At 59.0% G+C, this 19,740-nt stretch carries 20 protein-coding genes and 1 tRNA gene; 18 read left to right on the top strand and 3 right to left on the bottom strand.

All coding sequences use genetic code 11. From position 1 onward, the window contains the following. Positions 1-40 precede the first annotated feature (40 nt). From DWZ52_RS04070 to DWZ52_RS04100, 7 genes are all read left to right on the top strand, one after another. A complete protein-coding gene (locus DWZ52_RS04070; protein ID WP_118384962.1) occupies positions 41-415 on the top strand; it encodes a PTS sugar transporter subunit IIA in 375 nt (124 codons plus the stop codon). A gap of 71 nt (positions 416-486) precedes the next feature. Further along, positions 487-960, top strand: a complete 474-nt coding sequence (locus DWZ52_RS04075) for a PTS sugar transporter subunit IIB (RefSeq protein ID WP_117634363.1) — start codon at positions 487-489, stop codon at positions 958-960. A gap of 195 nt (positions 961-1,155) precedes the next feature. Next, positions 1,156-2,190 (top strand): SIS domain-containing protein, encoded by a 1,035-nt coding sequence (locus tag DWZ52_RS04080; protein ID WP_117640663.1) that lies wholly within the window; start codon positions 1,156-1,158, stop codon positions 2,188-2,190. Positions 2,191-2,271: 81 nt separating this feature from the next. Then, positions 2,272-3,045, top strand: coding sequence for a PTS sugar transporter subunit IIC (locus DWZ52_RS04085; protein WP_117716592.1), 774 nt, complete (start codon positions 2,272-2,274; stop codon positions 3,043-3,045). After that, on the top strand, positions 3,045-3,893 hold the full coding sequence (locus tag DWZ52_RS04090; protein ID WP_192924133.1) for a PTS system mannose/fructose/sorbose family transporter subunit IID: 849 nt from the start codon (positions 3,045-3,047) through the stop codon (positions 3,891-3,893). The genes DWZ52_RS04085 and DWZ52_RS04090 overlap by 1 nt, the downstream gene beginning before the upstream one ends. Positions 3,894-4,443: 550 nt before the next feature. Beyond that, positions 4,444-5,109, top strand: a complete 666-nt coding sequence (locus DWZ52_RS04095; protein WP_158572408.1) for a PilZ domain-containing protein — start codon at positions 4,444-4,446, stop codon at positions 5,107-5,109. 5 nt (positions 5,110-5,114) lie between these two features. Next, the gene (locus DWZ52_RS04100; protein ID WP_117655660.1) at positions 5,115-6,284 is read left to right on the top strand and encodes a hypothetical protein; all 1,170 of its coding nucleotides are present in this window, start codon (positions 5,115-5,117) and stop codon (positions 6,282-6,284) included. Positions 6,285-6,332: 48 nt separating this feature from the next. On the opposite strand, the gene DWZ52_RS04105 is transcribed toward DWZ52_RS04100, so the two are convergent. After that, the gene (locus tag DWZ52_RS04105) at positions 6,333-6,845 is read right to left on the bottom strand and encodes a hypothetical protein (RefSeq protein WP_118328413.1); all 513 of its coding nucleotides are present in this window, start codon (positions 6,843-6,845) and stop codon (positions 6,333-6,335) included. Between the two features lie 399 nt (positions 6,846-7,244). Between DWZ52_RS04105 and DWZ52_RS04110 the strand changes: the two genes are divergently transcribed. The 4 genes from DWZ52_RS04110 to DWZ52_RS04125 all read left to right on the top strand — a co-directional run bounded on the left by DWZ52_RS04110 (position 7,245) and on the right by DWZ52_RS04125 (position 10,663). Beyond that, positions 7,245-8,021, top strand: a complete 777-nt coding sequence (locus tag DWZ52_RS04110; RefSeq protein WP_117634351.1) for a hypothetical protein — start codon at positions 7,245-7,247, stop codon at positions 8,019-8,021. Positions 8,022-8,091: 70 nt separating this feature from the next. After that, a complete protein-coding gene (locus DWZ52_RS04115; RefSeq protein WP_117634349.1) occupies positions 8,092-9,036 on the top strand; it encodes a hypothetical protein in 945 nt (314 codons plus the stop codon). A 144-nt stretch (positions 9,037-9,180) separates the two neighbouring features. Continuing rightward, positions 9,181-10,263 (top strand): HNH endonuclease, encoded by a 1,083-nt coding sequence (locus tag DWZ52_RS04120; RefSeq protein WP_118256699.1) that lies wholly within the window; start codon positions 9,181-9,183, stop codon positions 10,261-10,263. A 118-nt stretch (positions 10,264-10,381) separates the two neighbouring features. After that, positions 10,382-10,663: a hypothetical protein gene (locus tag DWZ52_RS04125; RefSeq protein ID WP_118256698.1), complete on the top strand. Its 282-nt coding sequence runs from the start codon at positions 10,382-10,384 to the stop codon at positions 10,661-10,663. A gap of 130 nt (positions 10,664-10,793) precedes the next feature. Here DWZ52_RS04125 and DWZ52_RS04130 read toward each other — a convergent pair whose 3' ends face one another. Continuing rightward, positions 10,794-11,492, bottom strand: a complete 699-nt coding sequence (locus DWZ52_RS04130; protein ID WP_118384964.1) for a DUF5710 domain-containing protein — start codon at positions 11,490-11,492, stop codon at positions 10,794-10,796. A gap of 407 nt (positions 11,493-11,899) precedes the next feature. Here DWZ52_RS04130 and DWZ52_RS04135 point away from each other — a divergent pair, with 407 nt between their 5' ends. Next, complete coding sequence (locus tag DWZ52_RS04135; RefSeq protein ID WP_118384965.1) at positions 11,900-12,913, top strand: hypothetical protein; 1,014 nt, start codon at positions 11,900-11,902, stop codon at positions 12,911-12,913. Between the two features lie 379 nt (positions 12,914-13,292). On the opposite strand, the gene DWZ52_RS04140 is transcribed toward DWZ52_RS04135, so the two are convergent. Next, positions 13,293-13,367: transfer RNA gene (locus tag DWZ52_RS04140), tRNA-Val, on the bottom strand. Between the two features lie 231 nt (positions 13,368-13,598). On the opposite strand from DWZ52_RS04140, the gene DWZ52_RS04145 reads away from it, so the two are divergent. Genes DWZ52_RS04145 through DWZ52_RS09935 form a run of 6 tightly spaced genes read left to right on the top strand, consistent with a single transcriptional unit; the run spans position 13,599 to position 19,681 of the window. Then, positions 13,599-14,483 (top strand): hypothetical protein, encoded by an 885-nt coding sequence (locus tag DWZ52_RS04145; protein WP_118384966.1) that lies wholly within the window; start codon positions 13,599-13,601, stop codon positions 14,481-14,483. Between the two features lie 11 nt (positions 14,484-14,494). Further along, positions 14,495-15,331: a hypothetical protein gene (locus DWZ52_RS04150; RefSeq protein WP_118384967.1), complete on the top strand. Its 837-nt coding sequence runs from the start codon at positions 14,495-14,497 to the stop codon at positions 15,329-15,331. 15 nt (positions 15,332-15,346) lie between these two features. Continuing rightward, positions 15,347-16,333 carry a hypothetical protein gene (locus DWZ52_RS04155; protein ID WP_118328406.1) on the top strand — a complete coding sequence of 329 codons (987 nt, stop codon included), beginning with the start codon at positions 15,347-15,349 and terminating at the stop codon, positions 16,331-16,333. A 2-nt stretch (positions 16,334-16,335) separates the two neighbouring features. After that, positions 16,336-17,142: a hypothetical protein gene (locus DWZ52_RS04160; RefSeq protein ID WP_118328405.1), complete on the top strand. Its 807-nt coding sequence runs from the start codon at positions 16,336-16,338 to the stop codon at positions 17,140-17,142. Positions 17,143-17,202: 60 nt separating this feature from the next. Then, positions 17,203-17,952, top strand: coding sequence for a signal peptidase I (locus DWZ52_RS04165; RefSeq protein WP_118384968.1), 750 nt, complete (start codon positions 17,203-17,205; stop codon positions 17,950-17,952). Then, the gene (locus DWZ52_RS09935) at positions 17,945-19,681 is read left to right on the top strand and encodes a hypothetical protein (protein ID WP_158572409.1); all 1,737 of its coding nucleotides are present in this window, start codon (positions 17,945-17,947) and stop codon (positions 19,679-19,681) included. Before DWZ52_RS04165 ends, DWZ52_RS09935 begins: the two co-directional genes overlap by 8 nt. The last annotated feature ends 59 nt before the right edge of the window (positions 19,682-19,740 follow it).

Here is a 19,740-nt window from a genome sequence, read left to right on the forward strand (position 1 = left end):
TGAGTCCTGAGGCTGTTGCAATGAAAATGAGAATCAAGGCATGAAAAGCTCTCTGGAGATTCTGATGGGCACCAACGACCGAATCGAGTGCCTGTGCGCCTATGTCGATGACGATTCAAGGGACGTCGCGGCGTTGATTGATGCATGGATGGAGACGAGGGACCCTGCCGACTCTTGGTTTGTCGTGACTGACATCTTTGGCGGCTCTGTAAACAACGAATTCATTCAGAGGCAGACCGACGGATCGTTTACGTTAATCGCTGGAATGAACTTGCCGCTGCTGGTGGAAATGGTTACACAGATGGACTCCCTGGATGCGGACAAGGCCAAAGCCGCGGTCGAGGGATCGCGTTCGTTTATTCAGCTTTGCGAGGCGGCGGACATGCTTGCCGGCGCCGAGGAAGAAGAGTTCTAGTTAGTTCTGGTTCGAGCCCTAGCTAGGGGCCACACCTGTCATTCCCTTTATCACGTGCGGAGATGATAACGATGATTAAGCTTACGAGAGTTGATTACCGACTGATTCACGGCCAAGTTGCCATGTCCTGGACTCACGCTTTGGATGTAGATTGCATCTTGCTTGCCAGCGATGCTGTGGCAAAAGACGACATGAGGAAGGCGGCCTTGAGGCTCGCCCGCCCCAACGGCGTTAAACTCGTCATCAAGGATGTTGACGCTGCTATCGAGGCGCTCAACAGCGGCGTTACCGACAAGTATTCGCTGTTTATCATCACTGAGACGATTGAAGATGTCTATCGTCTCGCTAAGGGTTGCAAAGACATCAAAGAGATCAATCTGGGCGGAACCCGAAAGACCCCTGAGACCACGCTTCATCCGACCCCTGCGATCTTTGCGACCGAGAAAGATGCCGAGCATATCCAAGAGCTCCTGGGCGATGGCGTGGCCATCGAAATCCGTCAGGTCCCCAATGACGCTAAGGTGTTTGCCAAGGACGTTTTCTAGCCGGAAACACGTTGATGCTCGGCATTTATTGAACCAATGCTCTATGCCTATGCCCGTCGATCATTTGATCGGCGGGCTTTTTATTAAAGAAAAATCAAAAAAAATCTGAAATAGTTCTTGCATAGTTAGTTATATAAAGTATTATAACGTCATGGGATGAATGAAGGGTTCATCCAAGTGAGTTAGGAGTAAGGGATGTTCAATTTCGATGAGCCTCGTTACGAGAAGGTTGTGAGCGATGCCCTCGCTCTCCGTCCTCAGATTGAGGCTGCCGTGGACGAGGTCTGCGAGCAGGGTTATTCCAACATCTTCTTCATCGGCTGCGGCGGCACCTGGGCCCACACGCTCCCGATGAAGTATTGGGTCGAGACCACCACGGCCGACGTCGATGTCCACTGCGAGATCGCCGCAGAGTTCCTCGCCTGCCCGCCCAAGACCTTCAACAAGGATTCTGTCTGCGTCTTCTCCACCCGTACCGGCACCACCCCCGAGATCATTGAGGCTGCCAAGTTCTGCCAGGAGCAGGGCGCCCGCACGCTGATGTATGTCTCCAACGACAACACCCCGGCCACCGAGTACGCCGATTACAAGTTCTTCAGCTTCGCCGAGGACGACGTTCTGTGCGAGGCCATCTACACCTACCAGATCACGCTGGTCGCCCGCTTCCTCAAGAACGCCGGCGCCTTCCCCAAGTACGACACCTTCATGGAAGAGTTCGGCAACATCGCTCCGTACCTCATCAAGGCCAAGGACGCTCAGGACGAGCGCTGCGCCGCCATGGCCGAGGACTTCAAGGACACCGATTACCACATGGTGATTGGCTCCGGCATGCTCTGGGGTGAGGCCTACGACTACGCCATGTGCATCCTCGAGGAGATGCAGTGGATCAAGACCAAGTCCATCCACGCCGCCGAGTTCTTCCACGGCACCATCGAGCTGTGCGAGGAAGGCACGAGCCTCATCATGCTCTACGGCGAGGATGACACCCGTAAGCTCATGGACCGCGTGGACAACTTCACTCACATGCTCGCCGACGAGAAGGGCGTCAACGTCCGCGTGAACAAGTTTGACACCGCCGAGGTCGAGCTGCCGTTCAGCGACCCCGAGTTCCGCAAGATCGTTTCCCCGATGGTCACCTACACCATCACCGAGCGTCTGAGCTGCCATCTCGAGCACGTCCGTAACCACCCGCTCACCACGCGTCGTTACTATCACCAGATGAACTACTAATCCTCTCAAATTGCTGCGGTTGTCTGCAGGCGAGCTGCGCAGAATGCCTCGCCTGCAGACCTGTTTCTGGGGTTGATCGAAATGGTTGTCCAGTATCTTCTAGTTGCACTGGTCGCATTTATTGCGTCCATGGACGAGCAATTATTTGGCATTACGATGCTTGGTCGTCCGCTGTTTACGAGCCTGTTTGTCGGCTTGATTCTTGGCGATGTCCAGCAGGGCGTTATCGTCGGCGCTGCTTTGGAGTCCATGTTCATGGGCGCCATCATGGTCGGCGCGGCGGTTCCTCCCGAGGTCTATGCCTCCGGCGTGCTTGGCTGCGCGTTTGCCGTCATTACGGGTACGGGCACGGCAACTGCCGTCGCGCTCGCCCTTCCCGTCTCCGTCTTCCTTCAGGTGTGGCGCAACTTCTGCTACGCCGTTCCGGGTGCCTTTGCCTGCAAGAAGATTGAGACCGCTCTGGCAAATCGCGATCTTGCCAAGGCGAATCTGTACCATCTGACCATCGTGCCGCTGTCGATTGGCATTCCGTCTGCACTGCTGGTGTTTGGCTCGCTGTTCTTTGGTGCCGACCTTATCAACAATGCGCTCAGCGCGATTCCGCAGTTTGTGATGGACGGCCTCAACGTTGCGTCCGGCGTCATGGTCTGCATCGGCTTCGCTCTTCTTATCAGGACCATGGGCGATAACAAGCTCCTTCCCTGGCTGTTCCTGGGCTTCATTATGGTCATCTACCTCAAGATGGACGTGGTCGGCGTCGCCGCAGCTGCCATTTGCGTCGCGCTGCTCCTGGCCTTCCGCGAGGGCTCGTCCGGTCCGCAGACGGTTGCTGCAGATGAAGAGGAGGACTTCTAATGGCTATCCAGAACACCGACCTCAAAGAGGCCAAGAAGGACGCGATTATGACTCCCGATATGTATCGGAGCATGTTCCTTCGCCAGTTTACGAGCCAGTGCTCGCAGTCGTACGACAAGATGATGGCAATGGGCTTCATGTACACCATTCAGAAGCCCCTGCGAAAGATCTATCCCAACGACGACGATTACTATGCGGCGCTCGATCGCCATACCGAGTTCTTTAACATCACGCCTCATGTGCTTCCGTTTGTAGCCGGCCTAACGGTTTCGATGGAAGAGCAGGCGGCTGCCGATAAGAACTTCGACACGTCCTCGATTAACGCCATGAAGGTCGGCCTTATGGGACCGCTTTCCGGCATCGGCGATTCGTTCTACTGGGGTACGTTCCGCGTGGTTGCCGCCGGCATTGGTATTGGCATCGCTTCGACGGGCAACCCGCTCGGCCCCATCGTGTACGCGCTTATCTACTCCGTGATTAACTTTGCAACGCGTATCGTCGCCGCCCATCTGGGTTACGACTTGGGAACCAAGTTTTTGCAGCAGTCCGAAGAGAGCAACCTTATGTCTCGCATGACGCATGCTGCCGGTGTTCTCGGAATGACCGTTATCGGCGCCATGATTGCGGCACAGGTCTCGCTGTCCACGGCTTTGACCTTTGACGTGGGTGGTTCGGAGATTGTCCTGCAGGATCTGTTCGATTCGATCTTCCCCGGTCTGCTGCCCTTGCTGGCAACGTTCGCTTGCGTTGCCCTCTATAAAAAGGGCGTCAAGACCATTTGGATCATCTTGGGCATCTTCGCAATCTGCATCATCGGAACGGGCTTGGGAGTGTTCGCGGCGGCGTAATGTTGACTGCTATGCTCGCGCGTTGGATAACTAACTGACCGTTTGAAAACGGGGCTCGGCGTAAGGCCGGCCCCGTTTTTTATTTGAGGGTTTTTCCGACCGTCCAAAAAATCACACTCGTCCATCACTCACGCATCTCTCATCTCTCATTCGTCACTAACACGAGAGATAGCTGAAAGACGAGAGATAAATATGAGAGATAACAATGCTGCAAGGTGGCTAGGGATCGAGTCAAAGTTCCCGTATACATGAGTTTACCTGCGCGAACGTGATTTGCTTGAACCGATAACGGCATTTTTGTCTCTCATCTCTCACTCATCTCTAAGCTGAGAGATAAATGAGAGATGGCTGAGAGATAGACAGACGGACTGTCGGGGGCATGCATCGCTGTCAGATTAATGCCGCGCGCGGAGCAGCTGCGCGTTCACCCGCGCCCTGCATCCCGCCATTTCACGCGCTGCACATCGAAACCTGCGGCAAAGCAGGTACAATAGCCCAATGTGCATCGCGCACGACGATGATATCGGCGCCCGCGACTGGGGGAGACAACATGGCAGAGCAACAGATAACGCCGGGGACCAAGCTTCAGGTGGCATTCGACGTGCCCATGGGCCAAAAAACCGACTTCAACATGCTCGCCACGTACAAAGAGAACCTGGACGACGCGTACTTCCTTATGAGCGCGCCCATGCTCGCCGGCAAGCCGCTCATCATGGACGAAAACCAAAAGCTGCTGCTGCAATACAAAGTGGGCGAGGAGACGTTCGTGCTCGCCGGCTATCCCGAGGCAGTCGAGAAAAAAGGCATCCGCACCTACTGGAAAATGCGCAAAGTCGCCGAGCAGCGCACCTTTGTCAAGCGCCGCGACGAGCGTTTTAAGGTCGCCATGCGCCTTACCTACCAGCGCGACAACGCGGCCGCCTCCGAGCCCGAGGACGCCATGACCATCGACGTCTCGGCCGGCGGCCTGGCCGTCTACCTCAACGATTATCCCGACGTGGGCGAGGCCCTGGCCGTGCAAATGCCCACGATCCGCCTGCAGGGCGAGCGCCACGAGCTGCCCGAGCAGCTGGGCATCGTGTGCTGGGTGCGCCGCGCGCCCAAGGGCAGCCTGTACCGCAACGTCTGCGGCCTGCAGTTCCGCTACGCCGACGACATGGAGCGCGAGCTCGTCAAAGAATACGTCGGCTACATTCGCACGAAATATAAGATCTGATCGCCATGGCTCTGTTCAAGCGTAACGACAACAAAGATCAAGCTGCCGAGGATTTGGCCGAGGGTTTGACCGAGGACCAAGCCGAGGACGCGCTACAGGACGCTCCCGGCGCCAACGCCGAGGACGCGCCCGGCGAGGACTCCGCGCCCGACCAGCCCCCCGCCTCCCGCAAGCGCTTCGGCAAGCCCAAGTCCAAGCCCAAACCCAAACCCAAGCGCAAGCCCAAGCGCGACTTGCGCGGCGTGGTGCGCATCGAGGAGCTGGAGCAGGCGCTGGCCGACCAGGACCTCGACGACATCGACCCCGACGCGGTCGTGTCCATGTACATGCCCAAGCGCCGCATGGAGCGCATCGGCACGGCGCTGCTGCGCATGGACAAGCTACAAAAAGCCCTCGTGGTGCTGGCGCTTGCCTTTGGCGTGCTGTTTGCCCTGTCGTTTATGCAGGAAAACATGGGTAACTTCACCATCAACCTCAACCGCCTGGAGCTGTTCCGCCGCGGCGTGGCCATTGCCGACAATGGCGACTTTAACAACGCCACCGCGCGCCTGGCGGCCGACGCCGTGGACAACGGCACCAATATCGCTGCCGACGACCTGCCCGACAACCTGGATAACATCGACGGCAGCCACAACGGCAAGAACTATGTGGCGTACACCTTCTATATCCGCAACGCCGGCAAGACCGATCTGGGCTACAGCGCCAAGCTCAAGGTGGTCAGCGCCAGCAAGGGCGTGGAGAAGGCGGCGCGCGTGCGGGTGTACCGCAACGGCGAGCCCACCACCTATGCGGCGGCAACGGCCGACGGCAGCCCCGAGCCCAACACCGAGCCGTTTGCGTCCAAGGACGTGGTGACGACCATTAGCCACAAGAACTTTCGCGTGGGCGATGTGGACAAGTACACCGTGGTCATTTGGCTGGACGGCGACGACCCGGAGTGCGTGGACAAGATCATCGGCGGTGCGGTGGAGTTTGGCTTTGACTTTGATTCGTCCGAGACCGACGACTCGAGCCTGTTCATTAAATTCGTGCAGGATATTGCCGACACCCTGACCGGCAACGACCCCATTAGCGCGAGCGGCAACGAGGCGCCCGATTACTACAAGGAACACAACGTGACCTGGAGTAACCGTCGCAACCAAAAGAACTCGCCCGCGGGGGACGGGGACAAGTAGAACGAAGAAGCGCCGGGCCGGGAGTGATTTCCCGACCCGGCGCTTTTGTTATGCGGAGGCGTTGTCGGCGGAGGTAGCGCCGTTGCCAGCGGCGTCGTCCAGCAAGAACAACCGCAACGCGAGCTTGATCGCGTAGCCCGGTTTGACCTGCACCGGATCTCTCATGCGCTCGCCCAGGTCGCCGCAGTAGGCATAGATGTCGCGGATCAGATCCGCGCCCGAGAGCGTGAACATGTAGCCCGCGTCCGAAAGCGCGTTGGGCGCTGCGGGCAGCCCCGCGGCCGCACAAAAGCTCGCGAGGTCGGAGCCCATGACGGCCTTGTAGTCGATCGCGGCGCCACGGTCCCGGGCGGTCTGCTCCTGCTCGCGGGCATATGACAACGCCGCCGCCAGCACAAAGCTGGGTGTGGGCGCGTTGACGTCGTCGGTGGTGGCGACGAGCTTACCGGCCGCTTGCGTGACCAGCCAGGCAACTTCGCGCTGACAACGAACGGCTTTGCGCGTCACCGGCTTGATCGATCCGGTAGAAACGCTTCCCTTGGGTTGATTGGCGGCAGCCATAGAGTCCTCCCGGCAAATAGCCCGCATAAGCAGGCAGAAATTACACGTGCTACATCAGTATAGCGGGTGGGGAAGGGCTAGGGCGAAGCTCGGCGGAGGGCGAATGTGTGCGTTGGCATGGCGCTGCGGTCGCAAGGCTTAAGAGGGGCTTATGACTGCGCGGGAGAGAGATCAAATAAGGTAAACGATGTTCATGTAGCACCGCATATAACCAGAGGTAGACCTATGAATCTGCCGGAATGTAGGCTGCCGAAAACTCATAAGGAAATCGTAAGAATTATGGTATTCTCAATTCCATGTCTAAAGGATGGGCAAGCAACATCCAACACGAAAGCGCGGGCTCCCCTTCCGGGCTTCTCGAGGGTCATCTGGGATGAATGGGGAAAGAAAGGGGTCCGTATGGATACCAAGGCATTAAAGAAGCAGATGGGCGCCGCCATCGCCATGGTGCTGGTAGCAGCCGTAGCACTGGGCTCTGCCACGTTCGCATGGTTTGTGAGCAACAACAAGGTCGACGCAACGACCAGTAAGATTTCTGCTCAGTCGAACTCTGCGTTCATGTATATTCGTGATGAGAATGAACCGTCTAAGGATCTTCGCACGGATGATTCTTCTGTTGCGAACACGCCGCTTTATCCGGCTCATTGGGCAAATGGCGCCGACACGACTCCGTACGATACGCTGGCTAACTTCTATACGGCATTCGGTACCAGTGCGACTGATGGCTTGAAGGTCGACAATACCGTCAAGCTTGTTCCTGCTCAGGGCGCCGACGCTGCCGGCACGCCTGCCGCCGCGGTTACTGGAAAGTATGCCGTAAAGAACACCTTTTATGTTGGCTCAAAGGGCGCTGAGCTCACCAATCTTGTAGTTGATTCGGCCAAAATTACGGGTGCCACAGGCGATAATGATAAATTTGATTCTGCGCTTCGCGTGCTGGTCATGAGCGGGACGAACTGGGTGCTTTGCAATAAGGACGGCATTGTCTCCTCTTCTGACACCACGCATAAGCTTGCCGATAAGATTGGCGAGGATGAGACAACCGTTGAAATGTATGTCTTCTACGATGGTGACGATGCTCAGGTCTTTACGAACAATCTTGAGAATCTGAAGACGGCTTCCAAGCGCATTAACGTTGTCTTCACTGCTACCTCTACTCAGACCGATAAGAACTAGCGGGATAAGCAGCTAAACAAGGCGGGGGAGAGGTGTCCCCCGCCTTTTTCTTTAGAGAGGAGGATTTCCGTTGAGCGTTAAGCAGATGAAAAAGCAGCTTGCGATCGCAGCCTTGTCAGTCGTTATGGCAGCGGTTGCGCTTGGCTCTGCAACGTATGCCTGGTTCGTTTCAAACACAAAGGTTGACGGCACCACCAGTACCGTTAGCGCCCAGGCAAACGGCATGGTCCTCCAAATTGCGTCCGGCCCAAATGCCATTCATGACGGTAGCGATCATCAGACGACCGCCGCAAGCACTGGCCATGAGATCAGTCCGTCTTCCACGGACGATGCCCATAGCTGGTTTGTACCAAAATCATGGAATGGTACAGATGTGAGTGGTTACCAGAAGGCAACGATTTCTAAGCAGCTTGAGGGTTCCTATACGCTCAAGGGAGATACCGAGACTTATTACGCCTATACGATGGCGGAATATACGCTCTACACGATTAACCAGACTGGCGAGGCTGACGTCTATCTCGACAACAGCAGCTCGAACGGTCCCGTTGTTGTGACTGCGTCGGAAGGCGCTTCGAAAGATTGGTTTGACAAAATCAAAGGCAGCCTTCGTGTTGGTCTGCTGATTAATGACGAGCTCAAGGTTGTTTATGCTCCGGTCCTTCCGACAGGCAAGGGAAACGATGTTTCTGCTACCGAAGGCTGGAGTTGCGTGAATCCCGACAGCCTCTCGGTGACCATGGCGCCGTCCTATGCCCATGTGTGCGGTGGCAATATGATTGACCAGAACAGTAAAAACTGGGGAGCAACTGGAAGCGGTGACTCCTACGTAAAGCCGACGGGCGACGCTCAGATGCTCGCTCATGTTGGTTACAGCGGGACAAACTTCAAGGTTGTCATTTGGATGGAAGGCACTGACAGCGATTGTCAGAACATGTCCGGCCTCGATGTTGGTGAAGGAAGTCCGACCTTCGATGTAACGGTTAGCCTGGTCGGCATCGTGCCTGACTCTAAGTAGAGGCAAGACAACAATTAAACTGCCTAAAGGGGCCGCTTCGATTGAAGCGGCCCCTTTTTTTGTGGCTGTCCGCTGGAAGCACTTTGTCGCATATCGCTCGGGGTCGGCGATAATGTGAAGAACTGTTCTTCCTGGAGGTTCCTTATGGACGGCATTGCTTCTAGTGTTCCGCTGATTGCTCGGCCGAGTTTCGACCGCGCTTGCAGCGTTGTGCCGTCCGAATATGTTCAGGCTTGGGAATGGTTCTTGCGCGAGGAGCAGCGTGGCGGCCTATGGGACAAACTCCCGCATCGCACCAATGCCGATAGCCCTCAATATCCCTTTCGCCTGACGATTGATTCTGAGCTCTTTCCGGTGTCGCGCGATTCGGGCATCTTTTGGCCTGGTCGCGGGCGCGTTAATCAGCCGCGCGAAAAGACCTTCGCCCTTTCGGTGCACAATTCCAAGCGCGGCGCCTACCCCGATGTTCCGCCGCTCTATCTTGAGGACGGCACGTGGGTGCTCAAGTACTCGTCGCAAAGTGCTTCGGTCGAAAACTGGCGCGACCAGGACTACAACCAAAAGATGATCAACTGCATGGAGTGCGGCGTTCCCGTTGGCGTGTTCTTTGCAACGAGCGCCGGCTACAAAGTGCTGGGCCTAGCGTTCGTTGAGCGTTACGAGCCCGAGAACAGCTGGTTTGTGCTGCACGGTCCCGTCCACAAGGGCGGACCCGATGCGCGTTTCTTCCCTGATATGAGCTACATGAAGGACGCTCCGGTCGCGGCGGAGTTTTCCGGCACTCCAGCGAGCGACGATGAAAAGGTCCGGTATGCGTTGCGTCGCGAGCGAATCGGCCAGCAGCGTTTTCGCAATCAGCTTTTTGAGGCTTATACCGGTCGATGTGCCGTCTCGGGCTGCAATGTGGATGAAGCTCTCGAGGCCGCGCATATCGAGAACTACTCGGGTCCCAAGTCGCAAGTTGTCAGCAACGGTATTCTGCTGCGCCGTGACTTGCACTCGCTGTTCGATGCTCATTTGATTTCGTTTGAGCTGGTGCGTGGCGACTATCAACTTTGCGGGTCGTATCTTCTGCGGCATACGGACTATGCGGCGTTTGCAGGGTCGGTGTTGCGTGAGCCGGACGAACATCGCCTGCGTCCCAACGCTCGATTCCTCGAGGCTCATCGTGCCGAGTTTGATTTCTCGGAATCGCGGCGCCGGGCGGAAGCCGTTGCTCCGTATTAGCTGGGCGTGGCCCGTCGCAACCCAATCATGTCGATTGATCGGATCGCGTCGCGCCGCAACGAGAGCCGCACGATCCTGCCATCCTCTTCTCAACAGGTAAAACAGGAAAGGGGAGACCATGGGATGGCGAAGCGATATCGCGCGCGGCGCATACGGTAACTTACCGCGCGTTTTGATGGATCGGAGCTTATTTCCGCTCATCGAGGCCAGCTGCAGCCAAATCTGTCTGCCCTGTCCTTGCTGCGGTACAGACCTTCCGTGCCTAGACATCACCTTCATCGATGCCCGCGATAAGCACGCCACCGACCCGCGGGTTCGAACGGGCCTGCGCCTCCCGGTCTATCCTCAGCAATGCCCGACCTGTGGATGCGCCATTACCTATGACGATGCGGACACCTAATTGCCTGATGGCGAGCGAGGATTTTTGGACGATCGAAAACCGAGCGTGGATAATCTCCCGTTTTTGGGCTGAAGGGCTGTCAAAAACGGGAGATTTTCCACGCTCAGCCGTTTCTGCCTTATAAGATGCCCTACAGGTAAATCCCCTCGTACAAGGTCTTGTGGAACTGGGTGTGGTGGTCGCGTGCCCAGGTGAAGAGCGCCTGGTCAAAGTTGTCCTGGCTGGCGGGGATGCCGTAGACGCCGGCGACTTCCACGCGCACGAACTCCAGCGCGGGCAGCTTGTTGATGGCCGTGAGTGCAAACGGCGACGTGGGCTCCTCGAACAGGTAATGGCTGCCTTGCAGCGCGCCGCAGCCGGTGCAGGTGCTGGCGAGCGATACGGTCTTGGTGGTGCGCGACGTTACGGGCTTGTAGCCGCAGCGCTCGCGCAGGTAGTCGCGGATCTCGGCCGGCACGCAGCCCAGCGTGGGGACGATGGCCACGGCGTTGGCGCAGGCGGTGTCGATCACGATGTGGCCCGCGTCGTCCATGGCGGGCGCGCCGCCGGGCGCGGCCTTGCTGCCCGAGTCCTCGGCCGCCCAATACGGAATGCCAAAGGCCGCGACCGTCGTCTGCTCGTGGCACTTCCAACATTCGCGCTTGCCCAGCACCAGGTAGATGTAGGGCGCGCTGGGGTCGGAGCGATCAACGCCGGGCAGCCACGCGGCAAAGGGCTCGGGGTTGATGCCGTCGGGCACGTACCAGATCTTCTTGACCCGGTCCCACTTGGCGCCCAGGGCCTTGGCCTGGTCTTTGTGCGAAAAGGGAACATCGAGCTCGGTGCGCATGGCGGCTCCTTTGTGCGACTTGCGGTGCATGTGCTCCAAGGATACCCCAGCGCTGGGTGTGTGGTCGCTAAACGAGCATTTCGACCGTCCGAGAAGTCGCGGAGCATTTTGGCGAGGTCGTGCCGTCAAGTAAATGGGCAAGCAAATGGTCAGCTTTTGGTCAGTTGAGCGGCAACCTTGCCAAAAGCTTGACGGATTTGCAGCTAGACGTCGACGAATGAACACTTTGGACGCGCTGCGGCAAAAAACCGCCGGTCGTTTGCCGAAAACTTACCAGGACCGCCGGCGGCCGCCGACGCGCGTGTTATCTTCGCGCCATGAGCTACTTTATCGTTTCACATAACGCTGCGTTGGCGCTTTTGGCGCACATTCCGAACCCTCGATTTGGGGATTCGGAACCAGAGGTCGTGTCGATTGCGGGCGCCTGCGCGCTCTTGGACCAAGAGGCGCAGGAGTTTATCGATCGCTATGATTTAGGGGTCGAAACGCTGGATTTGCTGGTGCCGTCGCGCGCCGACCGTCGGCGGAGCAAACATGTTAAGACGCATCTCTGCACCAACGAGCTCCCGGCGGGTTCGTTTATCTCGCTGGGCCACTGGATGGGCGGCCTGGATGCGTACGTGTGCGCTCCCGAGCTGGCGTTTGTGCAGGCTGCGCACGACGGCTCTGCAGCCGAGGCCATCTATGCCGGCTATGCCATGACATCGGACTATCGGCTGGACAACCTTGCTCCCGGCGGGGTGACAAGCAGGGATGGGGGCATGCGCGATGGCAGGCTCACGACGAAGGAGCTCATTGCGGCGTATATCGAGGCGTCCCCAAAGGTAAGGGGTCTCGCGAAGGCAAAGGCGCTGCTTGCGTATGTGATCGAGGGATCGCGCTCTCCGAGGGAGTCGGGGCTGTGCATGTTTATGTCGCTGCCTGCGCGCTACGGCGGGTATGCATTGGGCAAGGCCGAGCTCAACAAGAAGGCTTTCATTCGCGATGGACTCAACGATGGGCGCGAGCGCAAACTGCGCGTGTTGGAGCGCACGCCCGACATTACGCTTACGGCTAAAGTCGAGGTGGGCAGGGATAAAGTAAAGGCCGGGCTGCTGCCAGAGGTGCTGACCGCGATGGTCGACTACGACAGCGATGCCATTCATGACGGCCGCGAGAAGATCCACAAGGATGTCGAGCGCCGCAACGAGTTGGAACTGCTTGAGGGAGTAGCGTATTTTACGGTGACAACCGACCAAGCAATTGACTACGACAAGCTCGTTCGGCTGTGCGAACGCATCCGACGGAAGCTGCATCGGAATAAGCGCCCCATCTTTAACAAGGCGATGAGTGCAGAGCAGCGATATTTTGCCCATGCGCGTGCCGAAACGAAGCGATTTTGGCTCTGGCAAGCCGTTATCGATGCGCATCAGTATTGGTAGGGGCGGTAACAGGGGGTTAGAATTAGCGGCCATATATCCAGGTTTAATACTTTTCCCGAGAAGTGAACGAGTCAGAATGGACCCCCGAAACATCGACACTTTTAGGGGCTTGTTTCCTGCGGTTTTGCTGCTGGAATCCTGCGGTTTTAACGTCAAAAAGTGTGGATGCTCCGGGGGTCCAAATAAGCTCGTTCACTTCTGGGAAAAGTATTAAACCTCACTTTATAGGGGGTTATTTATATATGGCTGCGAGACCCAACCGCGCCTGATCGGGGCAATCACCGGGGCTGTTTGGGCGGTTTGGCTGCAGCGGCGTCCTTTTGTCTTGGCGGCGTAAAACAAAACAGCTCAGAGGCGAAGCCTCTGAGCTGCGAACATTTGGTGGGCGTTAGAAGATTTGAACTTCTGACCTCTTCCGTGTCAGGGAAGCGCTCTCCCCCTGAGCTAAACGCCCGATCAAGGGTGCGCGAGTGCGCAGGGAATAATATAACGGAGCTCCCGCCCACTGGCAAGAACTATTTTTTAAAAAGTGGCAACTTGCGACCCTATCGGCCCCCGATCCGGTGCGAGCAGTACGCGAAAAGTCGCGTTTGTACCCCCGATGAACTGCACATTCGCGTAAAATATTCCCATTATGGGCAAATGGTGTCCAGGTAGTTTACGATGCGGCATCTGGGGGAGGGGCATGTCGGACGCGCGCTCACTGCGAAAACAGTTCAATCGCATGCTCGCCACGTTGCTGGTGGCCCTTGCTGCTGCCGGAGCCGTAACATATGCCTGGTACATCTACAACGCCAACCGCCACATCACCGATGTCAAGATGGCCGCGGGCACGGGCGTGACCTTCCTTATCTCCAACGAGTACGACGGCGAATACAAAACCAACGCCGGCCTGAGCTTTACAGGCCTGCTCGATCCCGTCTCGACCGACAACGTGCTCAACGGCTTCCAAAAGGTAACGGGTTTTACTGGTGGAACCACCCAGGACTCGCTGTTTGCCAGCATGTTTGGCGCGGCAGAGCATTCCGACTACTACAAGACCTCCCTGTACCTGGCCACCAACTTTGCCGCGACCGACGTGTACCTGTCGGGCATTGACTTTACCGAGCAGGACCCGGCAAACCCCATCTCTACCGCTCTGCGGGTGGGCCTGGTTACCTATGCGCCGGGGCAGGGCGATACCGTTACGGGCCAGTACGTCTTTGAGGTCTCGGGCGAGCGCAATCCCCAGGCGCGCTACAACACGCTCGACGGCAAGGATGCCGGCGAGAACGAGCAGAATCACCTGGTGCTCGACAGCACCCGCTCCGATGGAACAACGGTTCATTTTGACCAGCTGACCAGCGCAAACTTCTGCGACTACAATGAAGACACCGGCATTGTGGGCCTCAAGGAGGCCACGACCAAGATCTGCAGCCTGCCCGCCGCTGCCAAGGGCGCCGACCGAAGCACGCCCGTGCGCGTGGACGTGTACGTGTGGCTGGAAGGCTGCGACCCCGACTGTACCAACAATCTGGCCGCCACCAGCCTGCAATCGCTGGCGCTGCGCTTTGCCGGCAAGCGTTCGTAAGGGGGCTGGACATGAGTGCTTCGAACATCAAAGACATCCTAAACTCGCGTCGTCGCATGGTTGCCGCGGCTGCATGGATGTTGGTGTTGGTAGCCGCCCTGAGCGCTGCCACCTACGCGTGGTTTAGCAATTCGCGCTACACCAACGTGACGCCCGTGGCGCACACGGTAAGCGACGAGGGCTCCGACCTGCAGATTGGCCTTTCGGCCAACGGGCCCTGGGACACAACGGCAACGCTTGCCGCCGCCGACAAGACGCTCTATCCCATCTCGACGGCAGACCTTTCCCGCTTTTGGCGCGGCACGTTCCAAAACGCCTCCGGCATCACGACCGACTACGCCGACTGCACCGCGCGGCTGGACGACTACGCCCTTTCGGGCACGCTGTACCTTAAGGGGCACGATAGTGCTCTCAACGTGTACCTGTATCAGGGCCAGATGAGCGTGACGAACGACCCCCAGCTGCTGGCCGCGCTGCGTCTGGGCCTGGTCATTACAACTCAGTCGGGCACGCAAACGCATATCTTTACCTGCGACGATCTGGGCGACACCTCGGGCGCCACCAGTAGGCGTACCACCGCGCAAGACGGCGTGGTCGTGGCGCCCGGTGCCTCGGGCTGGACCTACACCGCCGACCCCGCGCGTGCCATAAGCGCCTACAGCATGGACGGCACCGGCGACACGCCCACGGCGCGTGCAGGCGCCACACCCATCTGCACGCTGGCCGCCAATGAGGTGGCAAGCGTTCGCTACGTTGTGTACATGGAAGGCTGCGACGCCAATTGCATCGACGAGGCTCAGGCCCGCGATGTGGTGCTGCAGCTTGCCTTTGCCGCGGCCAAGGCATAAGGGGGGCGAAGCGACATGGAAGACAAGAAGCGCATGCCAGCAGATAACCGCAAGGCCAAAACCCAGAGCGCTAGCTCCGCGGCCCCCTCCAGTGCGTCCGTCGATCGCCAGGTCCTCGAGGGCGCCGCCGTCCGCCGTCACGCCCGTCGCGCGCGTGCCTACATCGCGCTCGTTATGGTGGCGCTCGCCGCCACTTTGGGCGTCGCGACCTACGCCTGGTTTACCAACAACATGAAGGTCAACACCAACTCGGTGAGCGTGCACAGCGACACGTCCAAGCTGGTGCTAGAGCTGGGCGACGCCGATCGCGGCAGCTGGTCGCAGCAGGGCGATGCATCTCTGGCCTCCACCGCGAGCGGGGCCGTGACGCTCTACCCGGTCTCGACCTTTGACCTCAACGGCTTTGCGGCCTGCGCGCAAAACAACTCGGCCGGCGATGCCGCGGTGTTTGAGCAGGCAAAAGACAACGGCTCCACCTACTATCACGGCTGGATTGACCTGCGTCCCACCATTACGGGCACGGGCGCCAGCAAGGTTAAGGGCAAGGTGAGCCTGTATCTGGCCGAATCGCTGGTCCCGCAGGGCGCCAACGCCGAGCTGCTGCGCGCGGCTCGCGTGGGCATTAAGATCTCGAGCGGCAGCCAGGTGCTTGCCACCAACATCTTTGAGCTCGACAGTTCCGACAGCGGCCATCGCGGCGAGCATCCCACGACCGCCCCGGCTGGCCTTGCTGGCTACGCCGATGGCATGCTCCTGGGCTGGCAAAACGGCCAGCTCGCTTGCGGTGCCAACGTGACGCAGGACCCGGCCGCTTATACGCTGGACACGAGCGAGACGGCCGAGCGCCCGCAAAACTCGCTCGCCACGCTGGCGCTGGGCCAGACCTATCGCCTGGACATCTATTACTACATCGAGGGAACCGACCCCGATAGCGCCGACTACCTGCATCAAGACCCGGGCACCCTGCACCTGGCGCTCTTTGCGACCCTGGACGGTGAGTAGCCATGACGCGTAAGCAACCCGCCGCCAGCTGCACGCCCGCCACCGGCAAGCCCGCCGGCGCCGCCGCACCTGCCGACACCGACTTGCGCCGCAAGCTCACCACCACCGTGGTGCTGGTGCTGTTTGCCCTGGTGGCGATAGTCATGGCAACCTTTGCCTGGTTCTCCATCGCCGATAGCGCCAAGACCCGCATGCTCATGATTGATGCCAACGCCGACGGCTCGCTGCGCTTTGACCTGGACGAGCACTCCACGTTTGACGAATACGTCCACAGCCTGGGCTTCGACCAGATCTCGGCACGCATCGCCAGCGGAAAGGGCGTGGACATCGATGCATCCAGGCTCAAGCCCGTCACCACGAGCGACTACCAGACTTTTACCTTCGAGGACGGCTCCACCGCCGATCCCGCGACCGGCGCCTACTTGGAGTTCACGCTGCACTTTATGAGCAGTACGGACCTGCGCGTTCGCCTGACCGGGCAGGACGGCGACGGTGGCGCGTCCGGCACGCGGTTTAGCTCCGACACGCAGGGCATGGCCAGCGCCATGCGCATGAGCTTTACCGCCGACGGTCACACCTGGGTCTACAACCCCAACGGAGGCGGAGGCTCGTCCGGTTCGGCCACCGTCTTTGGGCTCGACTCGGGAGTAGCGAACGCGGCCAGCGACATGTTCGACCTAATAAAAGATACGGACAAGCCGGTAGCCGTTCGCATATGGCTCGAGGGAACGGACCCAAATTGCACTAATATGCTAAAGGGAGCTAACTATTCGGTTTCGATGCGCTTTGAGGGCATCGAGGAACAGTAGATATGCACGGCGGCCATCGGGCCGCGCACGACCTAGTCAGACACGGTAGTAAGGGACATCATGCAATCTGTTAAAAAGGCCGCATCCATCGCACTGAGCATCGTCATGTGGATCATCATCCTGGTGGCGGCCCTGTACGCGTTTACCACGCTCGCCACGCGCGAGGACGGCAGCGTCTCGGACATCGCCGGCTTCACCCCGCTCGCCGTACAGTCCGACTCCATGGCGCCCACGTTTAACAAGGGCGACCTCATCGTCATCAAAAAGTGCGACACCTCCAAGCTCGAGGTGGGCGACATCGTGACGTTCCACACCATTATCGACAACGAGTACGCGCTCAACACGCACCGCATCGCCGCCATCGACGAGATCAACGGCATGCGCAGCTTTACCACCAAGGGCGATAACAACGACGTGGCCGATTCGCACATCATCAGCGACGGCGACATCGTGGGCAAGTACGTGTTCGCGCTGCCGCAGATGGGCAAGGTCATGGACTTCCTGTCCAGCTCCATGGGCTTCCTCATCGTAATCGTGCTGCCCATGCTGCTGTTCTTTATCTACCAGGTGTATCACCTTATCGTGGTGGGCATGAACCTTAAGCGCGCCATGGCCGAGGAAGACCGCCTGGCCGCCGCGGCCGCCATCGTGGACGCCGAGGGCAAGGGTGACACCGCCGCCGTCACCGCCGATAACGCCGCCGAGCAGCTCGCCCAGGCCGAGGCCAAGCTCGAGGAAGCCCGTCGTTTAAAGGCCGAGGCCGAGGCGGCGATGAGCGCGACCAAGCAGGAGGATACCGACGGTGAGTGAGTTTCTGGGATTTGCCTGGGAGCTGCTGGCAAAGGTTGTCTACAACGTCGTTGCCGTCGTGAGCTCCATCCTTAACCTGCTGGTGTTTGGCTGGGTTGAGTACTTCAACATCTTTATGACCTACTTCACCACGTTTGACCTGGTGGGCAAGATCGGCGCGGTCATCCTGTTTGCCATGCTCATCGCGGTCCCCGTGCTGATCGTGGCCATCCTGGTCCACCGCTACCGCATCAACCGCCGCCTGCATCGCGACGACACGTCCAACAAAGCGCTCTATCGCGAGATCGGCCGCCTGAACAAGCAGGTGCTCGACCTGATGGACGAGAAGAACAAGCTGCTGGCGCTCAAGGTCAATGCCATGGGCGGTACCAAGCAGATTCCGTACGTGGTCGCCTCGGCCCTGGCCGACGACCCCCTGCCGACGGTGGGCAACGTGGTGGGCGCCGCTGCGGGCGCCGGTGCGCCTGCGGGCGAGGGCGCCGCGGCGGGCGCCGGTGCGCCTGCGGGCGAGGGCGCCGCGGCGACGGCCGTCATGTCGGGCAACGCGTCGCTCGCGCTCGATGGCGAGGGTGTCAAGGATGCCGCAGCCGCCATGGCCAAGGCCACCGTCGAGGCCAAGACCCTTGCCGAGGAAAAAGAGATCGCCCAGGCCAACCGCTTTCCCAAGCTGTCCCTCGTGGACCTTAAGTACCGCGACTGGGAATCGCCGGTCTACGACGATGCCATCTCGCTGGAGGACTTTGTCGACAGCTTCCGCGCGTTTGCATGCAGCCAAATGAAGCTCTACTACACGCCCGAGATCATCCGCCGCTTTGTGGCCGGCATGGCCGCCTCCAAGCTGCTGATCCTGGAGGGCATCTCGGGTACCGGTAAGACGTCGCTGCCCTACAGCTTTAGCCGCTATCTGGATAACCCCGCGACCATCGTGTCGGTGCAGCCGAGCTTTCGCGATCGCACCGAGGTGCTGGGCTACTTCAACGAGTTTTCCAAGCGCTTTAACGAGACCGAGTTCCTCCGCGCCGTGTACGAGGCGGGCCTTCGCCAGGACCCGTCCATGATCGTGCTCGACGAGATGAACCTCGCCCGCGTGGAGTACTACTTTGCCGAGATCCTATCGGTACTCGAGATGCCCAGCCACGACGAGTGGGTGCTCGACCTGGTGCCTACCCAGTGGGCGGCCGACCCCAAGGGCCTGCACGACGGCAAGCTCACCATTCCCGACAGCCTGTGGTTTATCGGCACCGCCAACAACGACGACTCTACCTTTACCATCACGGACAAGGTGTACGACCGCGCGATCCCCATCGAGCTCAACGAGCGCGCCGACGCGTTTGAGTGCGAGCCGCACGAGCGCGTGCACGTGACGGCCGAGCATCTGCAGTATCTGTTCCAAAAGGCCAAGGTCGAGTACGTGATCGACGACGAGCTGCTCCAGAAGATGCACAAGCTGGACCAGTACCTGCAGACCCGATTTAAGCTGGCCTTTGGCAACCGTATCATCAAGCAGATGTACGACTTTATCCCCGTGTACGTGGCGTGCGGCGGCACCGAGCTGGGCGGCATGGACTACATCATCGCCCGCAAGGTGCTCAAGAAGTTTGAGTCCATGAACGTGAGCTTTGTGCGCGACGAGATGAAGGGCCTGATCGAGTACATCGAGAAGACCTTTGGCGAGGGCGGCCTGCCCGATTCCGTCATGTATCTGCAGCGGATCCAGAACTTCTACTAATGCCGTAAGCGCGGGGCGTGGGACAAGACAATCAGTAGCGTTTGCCCTGTGTGGTGTCG

It is taken from the genome of Collinsella sp. AF33-16 (genome assembly GCF_003475325.1).
Classification (GTDB): Bacteria; Actinomycetota; Coriobacteriia; order Coriobacteriales; family Coriobacteriaceae; genus Collinsella.